The organism is Acinetobacter ihumii (assembly GCF_900625095.1).
GTDB classification, from domain to species: Bacteria; Pseudomonadota; Gammaproteobacteria; order Pseudomonadales; family Moraxellaceae; genus Acinetobacter; species Acinetobacter ihumii.
The window spans coordinates 1,653,025-1,666,632 of record NZ_LR130760.1; the positions used below are offsets into that span (position 1 = coordinate 1,653,025).

General features: G+C 41.2%; 14 protein-coding genes and 1 tRNA gene. 10 read left to right on the plus strand and 5 right to left on the minus strand.

The annotated features are described in order from the left end of the window. Nucleotides 1–3: 3 nt before the first annotated feature. Nucleotides 4–1,131 carry a Re/Si-specific NAD(P)(+) transhydrogenase subunit alpha gene (locus E0D95_RS07700; protein WP_130803328.1) on the minus strand — a complete coding sequence of 376 codons (1,128 nt, stop codon included), beginning with the start codon at nt 1,129–1,131 and terminating at the stop codon, nt 4–6. Between the two features lie 237 nt (nt 1,132–1,368). Here E0D95_RS07700 and E0D95_RS07710 point away from each other — a divergent pair, with 237 nt between their 5' ends. After that, complete coding sequence (locus E0D95_RS07710) at nt 1,369–2,295, plus strand: DMT family transporter (protein ID WP_130803329.1); 927 nt, start codon at nt 1,369–1,371, stop codon at nt 2,293–2,295. Here the strand turns inward: E0D95_RS07710 and soxR are convergent. Next, complete coding sequence (gene soxR / locus E0D95_RS07715) at nt 2,292–2,777, minus strand: redox-sensitive transcriptional activator SoxR (protein WP_130803330.1); 486 nt, start codon at nt 2,775–2,777, stop codon at nt 2,292–2,294. The two genes, E0D95_RS07710 and soxR, sit on opposite strands and share 4 nt — an antisense overlap. Before the next feature lie 73 nt (nt 2,778–2,850). Between soxR and E0D95_RS07720 the strand changes: the two genes are divergently transcribed. Both E0D95_RS07720 and E0D95_RS07725 read left to right on the plus strand, forming a co-directional pair. After that, entirely contained in the window at nt 2,851–3,267 is a 417-nt protein-coding gene (locus tag E0D95_RS07720) for a RidA family protein (protein WP_130803331.1), read from the plus strand. A gap of 12 nt (nt 3,268–3,279) precedes the next feature. After that, the gene (locus E0D95_RS07725) at nt 3,280–4,473 is read left to right on the plus strand and encodes an MFS transporter (protein WP_130803332.1); all 1,194 of its coding nucleotides are present in this window, start codon (nt 3,280–3,282) and stop codon (nt 4,471–4,473) included. A 2-nt stretch (nt 4,474–4,475) separates the two neighbouring features. On the opposite strand, the gene E0D95_RS07730 is transcribed toward E0D95_RS07725, so the two are convergent. Further along, nucleotides 4,476–5,126 (minus strand): HEPN domain-containing protein, encoded by a 651-nt coding sequence (locus E0D95_RS07730; RefSeq protein ID WP_130803333.1) that lies wholly within the window; start codon nt 5,124–5,126, stop codon nt 4,476–4,478. A 196-nt stretch (nt 5,127–5,322) separates the two neighbouring features. After that, nucleotides 5,323–5,409: transfer RNA gene (locus tag E0D95_RS07735), tRNA-Leu, on the minus strand. Between the two features lie 176 nt (nt 5,410–5,585). Here E0D95_RS07735 and queA point away from each other — a divergent pair. The 7 genes from queA (at nt 5,586) to secF (ending at nt 12,880) form a co-directional block, all read left to right on the plus strand. Then, nucleotides 5,586–6,626 (plus strand): tRNA preQ1(34) S-adenosylmethionine ribosyltransferase-isomerase QueA, encoded by a 1,041-nt coding sequence (gene queA, locus E0D95_RS07740; RefSeq protein ID WP_130804860.1) that lies wholly within the window; start codon nt 5,586–5,588, stop codon nt 6,624–6,626. Between the two features lie 9 nt (nt 6,627–6,635). Beyond that, complete coding sequence (locus tag E0D95_RS07745; protein WP_130803334.1) at nt 6,636–7,667, plus strand: hypothetical protein; 1,032 nt, start codon at nt 6,636–6,638, stop codon at nt 7,665–7,667. An 18-nt stretch (nt 7,668–7,685) separates the two neighbouring features. After that, nucleotides 7,686–8,252: a LemA family protein gene (locus E0D95_RS07750; RefSeq protein WP_130803335.1), complete on the plus strand. Its 567-nt coding sequence runs from the start codon at nt 7,686–7,688 to the stop codon at nt 8,250–8,252. Between the two features lie 124 nt (nt 8,253–8,376). Further along, complete coding sequence (tgt, locus tag E0D95_RS07755) at nt 8,377–9,507, plus strand: tRNA guanosine(34) transglycosylase Tgt (RefSeq protein WP_130803336.1); 1,131 nt, start codon at nt 8,377–8,379, stop codon at nt 9,505–9,507. 113 nt (nt 9,508–9,620) lie between these two features. Continuing rightward, nucleotides 9,621–9,950, plus strand: coding sequence for a preprotein translocase subunit YajC (yajC, locus tag E0D95_RS07760; protein ID WP_004992746.1), 330 nt, complete (start codon nt 9,621–9,623; stop codon nt 9,948–9,950). A 54-nt stretch (nt 9,951–10,004) separates the two neighbouring features. Then, entirely contained in the window at nt 10,005–11,906 is a 1,902-nt protein-coding gene (secD, locus tag E0D95_RS07765) for a protein translocase subunit SecD (protein ID WP_004992743.1), read from the plus strand. A gap of 8 nt (nt 11,907–11,914) precedes the next feature. Beyond that, nucleotides 11,915–12,880: a protein translocase subunit SecF gene (gene secF, locus E0D95_RS07770; protein WP_130803337.1), complete on the plus strand. Its 966-nt coding sequence runs from the start codon at nt 11,915–11,917 to the stop codon at nt 12,878–12,880. Between the two features lie 46 nt (nt 12,881–12,926). On the opposite strand, the gene E0D95_RS07775 is transcribed toward secF, so the two are convergent. Next, nucleotides 12,927–13,583 carry a 4'-phosphopantetheinyl transferase family protein gene (locus tag E0D95_RS07775; protein WP_130803338.1) on the minus strand — a complete coding sequence of 219 codons (657 nt, stop codon included), beginning with the start codon at nt 13,581–13,583 and terminating at the stop codon, nt 12,927–12,929. Nucleotides 13,584–13,608: the final 25 nt, after the last annotated feature.

Consider the following 13,608-nt stretch of genomic DNA (forward strand, 5'->3'; position numbering starts at 1 on the left):
TCCTTAACCACGTTTTAGCAGTACTTGACCGCCATGAGTGACCAATAGGGCTTTTTGAATTTCTTCTTCTGGATTAATCGAGAAGTTTTTGTCAGCATCAAATAATGTTTCTACAAAGTTAAAGACATTACGTGCATACAGTGCTGAGGCTTCGGTTGAAAGGGTCGATGGAATATTGGGAACACCCAAAATTTTCACGCCATTTTCAGTAAATACAGTTTCACCGACTTGAGATCCTTCAACATTACCGCCCGTTTCAACCGCCATATCTAAAATGACTGAGCCCGGTTTCATTTTCGCCACCGTTTCAGCTTTAATCAGACGTGGTGCATTACGACCTGGCAATAACGCCGTGGTAATGACGATATCTGCATTCGATACAGCTTTATCAACAATCGCAGCTTGATCCTTGATGTATTGTTCACCCGGTGTCCAGCCATAACCATTTTTAGCTGCTTCATCAGCACGTGCTTGTTCTTCTGGTGACATCGGTACGTCTAACCATTTCCCACCCAAAGATTCAACTTGCTCTTTAGCTGTTGGACGTAAATCTGTTGCTTCAACCACTGCACCTAAACGTTTCGCAGTTGCAATTGCCTGAAGACCTGCAACACCCACACCCATAATCACCACACGCGCAGGTTTTACTGTACCTGCTGCGGTCATGAGCATTGGAAACATACGTTGGTATTCAGCCGCAGCAAGTAATACAGATTTATAGCCCGCCAAGTTGGCTTGAGACGATAAAACATCCATATTCTGTGCACGTGATAAGGTACGTGGTAATAGCTCTAACGCAAATGCAGACACGTTTTGACTCGCGAATGTATCCAGATCTGGATTACGATAAGGGTCAAACATTGCCACAACGGTCGTATTGGCTGATAGTTTTTGAATTTCGTCACTTTGCGGTGCACGAACTTTCAAAATCAATTGGCTGCCCTGATAGGCATCATCCGTAATGGTCGCACCAACCTGTTCATAAGCACTGTCGATATAAGCAGCTTTAACCCCTGCTCCACGTTCAATGACTACGCTATGGCCAGCGCCAATCAACTTCTTTACTGTCTCTGGTGTCGCAGCGACACGATTTTCACCAGTGACCGTTTCAGTTGGGATTCCGATCTGCATGAGCGTTCCTCAAGCTAAATTTCTTAAGTACAAACAATCGTAATAAACGATGTTTTCCCCAGGTGTTTTTGTTGAATTTTTGGATTTTAAGCAAACTTTTAGAAAATACCACCCATTATTTATTTAATAAATACCCATATTTTGAACTAATGATTCACGTTTCACTTTACCCAATATACAATTCATCGGTTTTGCCTTGAATTTGAGCCAAACAACGCCCTCCAACATGGCTTTTGAATGAAACGTTTTTTATCTGCAACACAGATCGGCTCTTTATTTGCCCTTTGTGCGGCATTCCTATTTAGTACCAAAGCAATCTTTATTAAACAAACGTATGTGCTTTCACCATTGGTCGATGCAACCGTGCTCATGGCATTACGTATGGGAAGTGCTTTGCCGTTTTTCCTCATCATTTGCTGGTTGAATCGGCATCATAATCACGCAATCAGCAAGAAAGATTGGCTGATTTTGGTTTTAGCTGGGCTATTAGGCTACTACTTTGCCAGTTGGCTGGATTTTAAAGGCTTGATGTATATCAGTGCATCTCTTGAACGGATTATTTTATTTTTATACCCGACGTTGACGGTACTCGCCTCAAGTGTGATCTACCAGCAAAAAATAAATGTAAAAAGTTGGTTTGCCATTTTTTTGAGTTATGGAGGAACGGTTCTTGTCATGTTACAAGAGTATAGTTCCGCACCAATTCAGGGCGGTTTTTGGTTGGGTGTCAGTCTGGTTTTTGCCAGTGCGGTAGCATTTGCTGCATATCTATTAATGACACCTGTTTTAATTCAAAAGTTTGGTTCATGGAATTTTACGGGACTAGCGTTAAGCGTGGCTTGTCTCGGCACTTTAATACATTTTTTTATACAAACAACCGCACCACTCCAGCTCTTACAACAATTACCTTTAAGCGTGTGGTGGTATGGCATTGGACTGGGATTTTTTGTCACCGTTTTACCCACAATTTTATTGATGCAAAGTATTCAACGCTTAGGGGCTTCTCAATCTGCGATGATTGCATCCATTGGTCCAATTCTGACTATTTTACTGGCGGTCGCATTTTTAAATGAACATTTAAATGGATGGCAATGGTTAGGTTGCATTTTAAATATTATTGGAGTACTCATGATTAGCTTAAGCAAAAATCGACTTAAACACTAAGCTTGTTTTTGCTCAAGTTGATCCAATGCCAATAAAATCCGTTGAAAATGAGCGCCTGAAGATTGCTCTGCAAGAGAGTCATCAGGATTGCGTAACGGACATTGTTCCATCGAAAGGCAGCCACAACCAATACACCAGTCCAATTGTTGCCTTAATTGCAATAAGGTTAAAATTTTCTCATCCAGTTGTGATTTCCACAGCTTGGACATATTTTGCCAGTCTTGTTTAGAGGCAATTTGATCTTGAGGCAACACCGAAAAAGCCTGTTTAACTTCTTCTAAACGTATCCCAACTACTTGTGCAATTTTAATAATCGCCACACGCCGCAGCATTGCTCTCAAATAACGCCGCTGATTACCATTAGTTCTGATACTCCAAATCAACTGCTTTTCTTCATAAAAACGCAAGGTCGCCACACTCACGCCACTACGTTTTGCTAGCTCACCAATACTGATGAATTGCTTGAGCTGATTTTTCTGCATACACACTTGACCTCAAGTTAACTTGAGCTTTGATACTAGCACAATATTTATTTTGTATTGAGAGTCTGCTCAAATGTCACGACACGAATCGCATCTAAGATTTTTAAATCCAAGCAATTTGTATAATCCCCAGCCATTTGGATACAGTCACGTGGTTGAAGTACATAATTTTCGACGTATCATACACATTGCAGGTCAAGGGGGTGAAAATGCTCAAGGCAATCTTTCAAGAGATTTTTCCCGACAAGTTTTACAAGCCTTTTACAACTTAAAACTAGCATTGGACAGTGTCAATGCGACGCTTCAAGATATTGCGATGTTACGTATCCTTATTGTCCAGCACGATGAATATAAACTTCGTATTTTGATTCAAATGATGCGCCAGCTTTGGCTTGACCAAAAATTTCCTGCTTGCACACTTACTCCAGTTTCACAGCTTGCAATAGCCGATATGCTTTTCGAAGTTGAAGCAACTGCTTATTCATCTTAATACGAGTTTTTTATGCAACCTACAGCTGACATTAGTCAGAATAAAAACCTGCTCTGGCTCATGGCAATCGCCTGTGGACTCTGTGCAGGTGCCAATTATTATAGTCAGCCCTTGATTCATTCTATACAGACTTATTTCAATGTGACTCAAGGTCAAGCTGCTTTGACGGTGACTTTTGCACAGGTTTCGTATGCTTTGGGACTACTTTTTATCGTCCCATTGGGCGATGTAGTCAATAAAACTAAATTTATCCCTTGGTTAATATTTCTAGCCGGAATTGGACTTTTACTCTGTGGATTCAGTGTGAATTTGCCAATGCTATGGCTAGGCACACTGATGACAGGTTTATTTTCTGTTGCCGCTCAAGTTTTAATTCCACTTGCAACCATGGCGGTTAAACCTGAAAAAACTGGTGAAGTCGTTGGTTTTTTAATGAGCGGTTTACTGGTAGGTATTTTACTTTCAACGAGTTTGGCAGGTCTTCTATCTAATTTATTTCAGTGGAAAGTGATTTATTTACTCAGTGCAATACTGATGTTTATTGTGGCTTATTTACTCAGAGGTAAACTGCCATATGTTTTACGTTTTCAACTCAATTATGCTCAGATTTTTAAATCTATGGGGAGCTTATTGGTTGAAGAAAAGAGATTGCTCTTGCGTGCACTAGTGGGTGCTTGTGCCTTTGGTTCAATGAGTAGTTTATTTTCAACCATGGCACTGTTGCTATCCGCTCCACCCTTTCAGTTAAAAGATTTTGTCATCGGGCTTATTAGTCTGGTGGGCGTATTTGGTGCGTTATCGACAGCATATGCAGGAAAATTAGCGGATCGAGGCTTGACCACCACATTGACATGGGCAGGCTGTTTACTTTTGACGTTCAGTTGGGTCTGTTTTTTCTTTGCCAAAGTTTCGCTAATTTTTTATATCTTAGGATTCGGACTCATTAACTGGGGACTCGCACTGATCCACACCAGTAATCAAAATATTATTTTCAAATTACGCCCAGATGCAAAATCACGACTAAATGCTATTTATATGACGCTCTATTTTACTGGAGCAGCCAGTGGCTCGGCGATTGGTATTTTTGCATGGCGACATGGTGGCTGGATCATGACTTGTAGTGCAGGAATAGGGCTGACGATTTTTGCTGCGTGCTTCGCCCTAATTGATCGCATCCATTTCCATCAAAAAAAGCGCCCCATCTGAACTTAGGAAAACTGAATAACGGGAAAAAATGGCGTTGAATAATCAAAACCTTGGGGGTTTTCGAGCAGGATGGTCATGAAGATAGGAAGCAAAACGGTGAGGATTTGAGCCGCATCACTGATCAGTTGACGATACACCTGACTCTGATTAATTACGCCACCCAAACTCATTTGAGTATGCAACATGGCGATTCGTTGCAGGATGAAACTCAATAATTCCGCATCTTGTTGCTCTTGAATCTTGACTAGCAATTCTTGCTTTTCAATCTGACGCGCATGTTGAAATTGCATTTCATCCATTTCAGCATGCTGGAATCGCCAGAATTCATACGAGAGATAAGGGCTCTGCAAAAAATCATGTAGACTTAGATCGAGTCGACTCATTAAAGTCCGACTTATTTTTTTCTCAACATCATGATCAGACAAATAATGTAAAAATCTTCTCAGACTGTGCTGTCGTTGTTCAAAGTTTTGATTAATTTCGGATATATATAACGAGTTTAAAGCGATCCAGTGGTAGAAAAGCTTAACTTCAGCATCCTGATCTTGCTGACTAGCTTGTTTTATCCAACTTAAAGCGCGCTGTAAACGAAGATCTAGATTTTTAGATATTTCACTACGTTTTTCTTTAAAAATCTCTTCAAATACAAACACTTTCCACCCTAACATTATTTTTATATAATCATATGATCGTATTTTGCAGTTTATTACAATCTCCCCCTTATTTTCATCTCCAATCAGCATCATTTTATGAACTTTACACAACGTACATTTAGAATCAACAACCACAAATAAAAAACCCTAAACTTAGTTAAAAGTTTAGGGTTTTTAAAATTCTGTTAAGAATCAATGGTCCCGAGGGTCGGACTCGAACCGACACGTCATCGCTGACAGTGGATTTTGAGTCCACCGCGTCTACCAATTTCACCACCTCGGGAGAGTATGATGCTTTGTGATCGGTATAATAGCGCGTTTTAAAAACTTGTCAACGATAACTCTTGGACTATTGCCTACTTTTACAGCAAACAAACTTTTAGCAGGAAAAAACATCATGACTCCCTTCTAAAAGCCAAAAAGACTATACTAAGCGCAAATTTTGTTATGTCCCGTATTATGCAGCTTTCAGACTTTAGCTTTGATCTTCCAGATGAACTTATTGCCCGCTATCCACTTGAATCACGCAGTGCCTCACGTCTTTTACATTTAGATGCACAAGGTCACTATCATGACCGCATGTTTACTGAGATTGTCGACTTATTAGATGAAGGGGATTTGCTGGTTCTGAATGACACCAAAGTCATGAAAGCGCGCTTAAAGGGTAAACGCGCGACAGGCGGCGCAGTCGAAGTTTTGGTTGAGCGAATGTTGGATCAAAAAATTGCCCACTGCCACATCAAAGCCAGTAATAGCCCTAAAGCAGGTACGGAATTATTCATTGGCGAAGATGGCATCAAAGTTACGGTACGAGGTCGCAATGAAAACTTATTTGTTGTCGAGTTTTCTGAAGCCATATTATCGGTGTTAGATCGTTATGGACAACTTCCAATTCCACCCTATTTTAATCGGGAGGCAGAAGCGATCGATACGGAACGTTATCAAACCGTATTTCATGACCCTGAAAAAATTGCCAGTGTTGCTGCGCCAACAGCCAGTTTGCATTTTGACGAAAAACTACTTGAGCAGTTAGCGCAAAAAGGCATTCAAAAAACCTTTGTCACCTTACATGTCGGTGCTGGTACTTTTATGCCTGTACGTACAGATGATATTAAAAACCACATCATGCATAGTGAATGGTGTGATGTACCTCAAGCAACGGCAGAGCTAATTCATCAAACCAAAGCACGGGGTAATAAAGTGATTGCTGTTGGCACAACTGCGACTCGCGCTTTAGAAAGTGCAGCTCAGGCACATCAAGGTCAAATTGCAGCGTGGACGGGTGACACTCAGATTTTTATTTATCCTGGTTATAAGTTTGCTGTGGTCGATCGTTTAATTACTAATTTCCATTTACCCGAATCGACCTTATTAATGTTAGTTTCAGCCCTATCTAACCGAGAGAATATTTTAAAAGCATACTCACATGCGGTAGCTGAAAAATATCGTTTCTTTAGCTATGGCGATGCCATGTTAATTGATCAAGCTCAACTCGGTTAAATCTTCGTCATGCCAATCCAGAGCGTACAACACGCGTTACATATCCGTCGTAGAAAAAATGCGCATGTATTTCGCAATATTGCACGGCTCTGGGAACTTGCAGAAAAAGCTGAAACGCATCAGCAAATTTTGGATGAATTGCATCCATGGCGAGATCATCCTTCGTTGCATTTTGATAATGGTTTGCCTAAGTTTTTAGTCGTGTTGGGCGCAATCAGTTTGCTGCTTATGTTTGCTTTACCAACTTTTGGTCTACCTGCAATTTTAGGTCTATTGGGTGCAATTGCCCTGTTTTTCTTGGCTTTTATGCTCTATGAAACCGATGATGCCATTGAGGATGTCGTTCGCTATCTCGAAGAAAAAGTGATTGAAACACGTTATGGTTTAAAGTTTGGACATGTGCCAGATCATTTATCCTCATATGCTCGCCCCGCTTTATTCATTCAGCAATTCAAAAACAGTTTTCCCTTTTTCAATAAAGGGCATGATTCCAATCAAATTGCATGCTATGCCAATACCACACTCAAAGATGATCAAGATAAAGAATATCCAGCCTTTGTTTTTCAATATCATTATGTCGATAAAATTGAGGTAATGGATGACAATGGTGATAAAGTAACAGTACGACGTATTGAAAAAAACTTATATGGACTGTGTATTTTTGAGACAGCGATTCAAGGACTTGCTGTGACTAACTTAGGTCAAAACATAGGTTTTCCTTATCAAGTACGCTGGAACAGCAGTGATATCCAAATTAATCAACAACTACAAATTTATGGCACGGATCAACTGCATTTGGTTAAAACTTTAAATCCTGCACTTTTATTAGCTTTGTCTGATTTTTTTCGATCTCGTAAAGGCGAGCTCATTTTTCATTCTCATCAAGCCATGATCTGCTTTTTAGGCGATACGGACTTATTTGAACTGAGTTCCAAGACTCGGAAAATTCAGGACATTTCAAGTTTGCGTGGACATTTGCGTACCTTTCGATTAAAACACTATGAACAACTATGTTCTGATCTTAGCCGTTTTTTAAAATAACAATTTTGGGGAAACACGATGGGTTTATGGCTTTTTCTACTCATTATTTTAGCGATTATTATTTTTGGTATTTTCATTCGCAATAAAATTGTACTGCACTTTAATGCCACCAAACGTGCATGGGCAGATGTTGCCACCTACGAACGCCAGAAATTAAAAGTTCTGGATGAACTTGCACCGTTGGTTGAACAATATGCCAGTTTTGAAAAAGGAACTTTGGAAAAAGTCACTGAACTGCGTCAAAGTATTTTAAATCTAAATGTAGAGCAGGCGGATATTGCACAATTACAACGCATTGAAAATTTAAATAAAGAACTGATGCGTAGTCTAAATGTGGTGGTAGAAAATTACCCAGAACTGAAAGCCAATGAAATCTATTTACGCATGATGAATGAGATTGATGAGCAAAATGACAATGTCAGCGCCGCAATCACCATTTTTAACCGCAATGTTGAACTATTTAACAATCATATTGAAGTCTTCCCCAACAACATGATTAACACTTTAACTTTAGGTAAGAAATCCATTCGTCCATTTCGTGATCATGCTGCTGCACAAAGTTTTGATTATCGCCCTAATTTTTAAAGTGATGGCGTTTTATCGTCCTTATAACATTTAGTAGTAGAACTCCACGCATAAATCTAGGAAAATAGCGCTCTTTATTTTAGCCATCAGCGAACTGTTTTTTCGCCTCGATTTGGAAAGTGGTATGAAGTTTGAAAAATTAGGTCAGTCGGGGCGCGCCCGTCGGGGCCGTTTGACTCTTGAACATGGGGTCGTTGAAACTCCCGTATTTATGCCAGTAGGTACTTACGGTACGGTTAAAGGCATGTTACCCCGTGACATTGAAGAAATTCAGGCGCAAATTATTTTGGGGAATACCTTTCATTTGTACTTACGTCCCGGTCTTGAAGTCATTAAAGAACACGGTGGATTACATGAGTTTATCAAATGGAATAAGCCAATTTTGACCGACTCTGGCGGCTTTCAGGTGTTTAGTCTGGGCGCAATGCGTAAGATTAAAGAAGAAGGTGTCACCTTCCGCTCACCGATTGATGGTTCAAAGGTATTTTTGTCCCCTGAAATCTCCATGGAAATTCAGCAGGTGCTTAACTCGGATATCGTGATGATATTTGATGAGTGTACGCCTTATCCTGCAACCCATGAAGAAGCACAAAAGTCTTTACAACTTTCGCTACGTTGGGCAAAACGCTGTAAAACACATCATCATGATCAACTGAAAAATACCAATGCTTTATTTGGCATTATTCAGGGCGGCATGTATGAAGATTTGCGTGATGAATCCTTAAATGGCTTGCTTGAAGTTGGTTTTGATGGTTATGCGATTGGTGGTTTATCAGTCGGTGAGCCGAAAGATGAAATGATCAAGGTGCTGGATTATCTGCCAAATAAAATGCCGCATGATAAACCACGTTATCTGATGGGCGTTGGGAAGCCTGAAGATATTGTGGAAGGGATTCGTCGCGGGATTGATATGTTTGACTGCGTGATGCCCACCCGTAATGCGCGGAATGGACACTACTTTGTGACAGACGGTCTGGTGCGTATCCGTAATAGCAAGTATCGTCATGATCAAAGTCCGCTTGATCCGCATTGTGATTGTTATACCTGCAAAAACTTTACTCGTGCCTATCTGTATCATCTTGAAAAATGTGGTGAAATGCTGGCATCGATGTTAGGGACTATCCATAACTTACGTTATTACCAGCGCTTTACCCAAGATATCCGAAATGCTTTGGATCACGGGACTTTCGATGAATTTGTGACAGACTTTTATACCCGTCGTGGTTTAGAAGTTCCCGCTTGTCCTGTAGATTGATGCAACTAGATTTGCGCTCAACAAAAAGACAAGGTAAATTGCAGAACGAACTCGTATTTTGTCAGGATTTGACAATCCTTTTTTAATTTAGGTTTTAAGTTTAGGAAATCGAAATGAGCTTTTTAATTTCTTCTGCTCACGCAGCACCAGCAGCGGCACAAGGCCCAAGCATGGTCACCAACTTACTGATGATTGCAGTATTTATTGCGATCTTTTATTTCTTGATCTGGCGTCCTCAATCTAAACGTGCCAAAGAGCATCGCTCCCTCATTGAGAGTCTAGGTGTTGGTAGTGAAGTCGTTTTTGCGGGTGGTTTGATGGGCCGTATCACCAAAATCGAAGGTGATTATGCGGTAGTTGAACTGAATCGTGGTAATGAAGTTAAAATTCAACGCGCAAGTGTGATTTCAGTTCTTCCTGAAGGCACTCTAAATAACCTTTAATCATAAAAACAGTCGTGCTTGTTGCACGACTTTTTCATTTTAAGAAGAAAGCGAATGCGTTACCCTGCATGGAAATATGTACTGATTGTGGTTGTACTCATCATCAGTACACTCTACGCGCTGCCAAGTTTGTATCCAGATGAACCTGCTGTTCAGATTTCAGGTGCCAAAGCCGGTACTCAAATTGATCAGAGCATTGTACAAAAAGCAGAGCAAATTTTAAAAACTGCCCATATCCCAAGCCATGACAATACCTTCAGTGCCAATGCGGCCTTGTTGCGTTTAAGTTCATCTGAAGATCAGCTGAAAGCGCAGGATGTCTTACGTCGTGATTTAGGTGAAAACTACGTGGTGGCACTCAATCTTGCACCCACAACCCCAGAATGGTTGCAGAAGATTGGGGCGAAGCCGATGAAGCTTGGTCTTGACTTACGCGGTGGTGTCCACTTCCTGCTTGAAGTTGATATGGACAAAGCCATTGCGCAACGTATGGAAACATCGGCGAGTGATATTCGTCGTCAATTCCGCGACAACAACATCAAGTTCAATAGTCTTTCACTCAATAACAATGCGATTAACGTTCAGTTTGCCAATAATACTGACCGTGATGCGGCGATGGATTTCTTACGTCGTAATGGCAATGAATTCACCCAACAGGCTGTGGCAACGGATAACGGTTCAAGCTTGCGTTTGACTTATACCGATGCTCGTCGTCAGGAAATTCAGTCTTATGCGGTAAATCAGAACTTAACCACACTGCGCAATCGTATTAATGAGTTAGGGGTGGCAGAAGCACTGGTACAAACTCAGGGTAATAACCGCATCGTGGTGGAATTACCGGGTGTACAGGATACTGCCGAAGCGAAACGTGTTTTAGGCCGTACAGCGAATCTGGAATTCCGTTTGGTTTCAGACCAGAACGATCAATATATTGACCGCTACACAGGAAAATATAATGGTCAGCCATTACCGCCAGGTACAGAAGTTTTTGCGTATGAATCATTGGATAGTGGCCGTCAGTTATTACTGAATCGTAACCGTATTTTGACCGGTGAACGTGTTCAAAATGCAAGTTCTGGCTTTAGTCAGGATACAGGTGGTGCAGAAGTGAACATCACACTGGACAGTGCGGGTGGTAAGCTGATGGCGGATGCTACACGTAATTCTGTCGGCAAACGTATGGCGGTATTGTTTATTGAAAATAAACAACGCATTAGCTATGTGGCTGATCCTGTGACAGGGGCGCAAACTGAAGTTCGTACGCCTTATACAGAGTCGGTAGTCATTAATGCCGCAACCATTCAAGCCGTTTTGGGTTCACAATTCCGTATTACAGGACTTGCATCTCCACAAGAAGCTTCTGAACTTGCATTGATGTTACGTGCAGGCGCATTGGCAGCCCCAATGTACTTTGTTGAAGAACGTGTCGTCGGCCCAAGCTTAGGTCAGGAAAATATCGACAAAGGTATCTTATCGACCGAAGTCGGCTTTATTTTAGTCGCCATCTGGATGATCGTGTTCTTCCGTCTGTTTGGTTTGATTGCCAACTTTGCCTTGGTCTTTAACCTTGCCATGATTTTAACCGTCATGTCGTGGATTGGCGCTTCCCTGACCCTGCCAGGTATTGCAGGGATCGTGATCACCATTGGTATGGCCGTCGATGCCAACGTCCTGATCTGTGAGCGAATACGAGAAGAAATGAAATGGGGTGCTTCGCCCAAACAAGCCATTGTTGCAGGTTATGATCGAGCTTATAACACCATTTTTGACTCGAACCTCACTACGTTCCTTGTTGCATTTATTCTTTTTGCGATTGGGACAGGTCCAATTAAAGGCTTTGCTGTCACGCTGATGATTGGTATTGTCTGCTCAATGTTCACTGCAATTACAGTAACTCGAGCGATTGTACAGCTCATTTATGGCAAACGCCGTAATTTGAAAAAGTTGAGCATATAAGGAGATCGATGATGACTGATATGACTCAACAAAAACCAAAACAATATGGTCGACCGGATGATGAACGTATCATCCCGTTTATGAAAATTGCCAAACCAGCAGCAATTTTCTCGATCCTACTCACCATTGCCAGTATTTTCTTTATTGCCACCAAAGGTCTAAATTTAGGTTTGGACTTTACTGGCGGTGTATCAGCAGAGCTGAATTATGCACAACCAGTGAATCAGGCTGCTGTGACTCAGGCACTGGAAAAAGCAGGCTTTAAAGATGCTGTGGTACAAACCTTAGGCAGCAATAAAGACCTGATTGTACGCATGCCCGTACAGGAAATTCAGGTCGATGACTTGAGTAAAGCCATTTCCCAAGCTGCGCAACTGCCAAACAACACTGCTGTCGTGCATAAAGTGGATGCAGTAGGTGGACAGGTCGGAAATGAACTTTATGTCCGTTCTGCTGGTGCTGTAGCACTTGCCCTGATCCTGATGCTGATCTATGTGACCATTCGTTTTGAGTTTAAACTTGCGATGGGTGCGGTGATGTCATTATTCCATGACATTTTGATCATCATTGGCGCATTTGCCTTGTTCCAGTGGCCATTTGACCTGACTGTTTTGGCTGCCGTATTAGCGGTAATTGGCTTCTCATTGAACGATAACATCGTCGTTTCAGACCGTATTCGAGAAAACTTCCGTAAAATTCGTGGTGCGACGCCACGTGAAATCGTGGATATTGCATTGACCGAAACCTTACGTCGTACCATCCATACTTCTATGACGCTACTTCTTGTGGTGGTGTCGATGATGTTCTTGGGGGGCGATGGCTTAAAATGGTTCTCGGTGGCGATGTGTGTCGGGGTATTTGTCGGAACCTATTCTTCGATTTATATCGGAACTGCCTTTGCGTTATGGCGTGGTTTGAATCGTCAAGACTTTATCGTGCAAGTTAAACCTGAATTTGAAGATGATATTCCTTAACGTTTAAGCAGTTAAACCTAAAATGCCAGTGAAATACTGGCATTTTTTATAGGTGTTGTTGAGTGATTTGAATTTTAGGTACGATAAATTTGCCACAACCTAAACCTGAACGCCAAGCCACACTCAGCATGGCATGTCCCAAGTCAAAACATTGATAGGCAAATACACCCAAACGCTCATCCACAATCTGACCATTGTCATGTGTAGGATGCATCTGAGTATTCAAACTATTTAAATCCAGACGAATGCCCATACCATGCGCTTTTAAAATCGCTTCTTTCGTGGTCCAGACTTTAAACCAATAATTGGTATCTTCGCCTAAAGCTTTCCAGCATTGGTATTCTTGCGGATGAAAAGCATGTTTGGCGAGTGCCTCAAAACGAATTTTACGATTTAAACTTTCAATATCGACACCTAAATCCTGAACATTTTGACTAAGTGCCAAGGCATAATCATGCTGACTATGTGAATGATTAAAATGCAGGTCTTGATTCTGAAGATACGGTTTGCCTTGTTCTGCAATTGCATAATTAAGTTGTGAAATTGGGATATGAAGAAATTTTGAGATTAACTGATCTCGATACTGATAAATTTTTGTTTTTTTATACTGCTGATATTCAGTGCGATTGGCAAAATCCTGAACAGATAACTCAAGAAGATCAGCCAATGATCGAATATACACTTGAATGTTTTTCATGATCATTGGCTCACTTCTGAATGATACGGTT

Bases quoted from the DNA above. Each gene is read 5' to 3' on its own strand.
- E0D95_RS07700 (WP_130803328.1), bottom strand. From the start codon at position 1,131: ATGCAGATCGGAATCCCAACTGAAACGGTCACTGGTGAAAATCGTGTC.
- E0D95_RS07710 (WP_130803329.1), top strand. From the start codon at position 1,369: ATGAAACGTTTTTTATCTGCAACACAGATCGGCTCTTTATTTGCCCTT.
- soxR (WP_130803330.1), bottom strand. From the start codon at position 2,777: ATGCAGAAAAATCAGCTCAAGCAATTCATCAGTATTGGTGAGCTAGCA.
- E0D95_RS07720 (WP_130803331.1), top strand. From the start codon at position 2,851: ATGTCACGACACGAATCGCATCTAAGATTTTTAAATCCAAGCAATTTG.
- E0D95_RS07725 (WP_130803332.1), top strand. From the start codon at position 3,280: ATGCAACCTACAGCTGACATTAGTCAGAATAAAAACCTGCTCTGGCTC.
- queA (WP_130804860.1), top strand. From the start codon at position 5,586: ATGCAGCTTTCAGACTTTAGCTTTGATCTTCCAGATGAACTTATTGCC.
- E0D95_RS07745 (WP_130803334.1), top strand. From the start codon at position 6,636: ATGCCAATCCAGAGCGTACAACACGCGTTACATATCCGTCGTAGAAAA.
- E0D95_RS07750 (WP_130803335.1), top strand. From the start codon at position 7,686: ATGGGTTTATGGCTTTTTCTACTCATTATTTTAGCGATTATTATTTTT.
- tgt (WP_130803336.1), top strand. From the start codon at position 8,377: ATGAAGTTTGAAAAATTAGGTCAGTCGGGGCGCGCCCGTCGGGGCCGT.
- yajC (WP_004992746.1), top strand. From the start codon at position 9,621: ATGAGCTTTTTAATTTCTTCTGCTCACGCAGCACCAGCAGCGGCACAA.
- secD (WP_004992743.1), top strand. From the start codon at position 10,005: ATGCGTTACCCTGCATGGAAATATGTACTGATTGTGGTTGTACTCATC.
- secF (WP_130803337.1), top strand. From the start codon at position 11,915: ATGATGACTGATATGACTCAACAAAAACCAAAACAATATGGTCGACCG.
- E0D95_RS07775 (WP_130803338.1), bottom strand. From the start codon at position 13,583: ATGATCATGAAAAACATTCAAGTGTATATTCGATCATTGGCTGATCTT.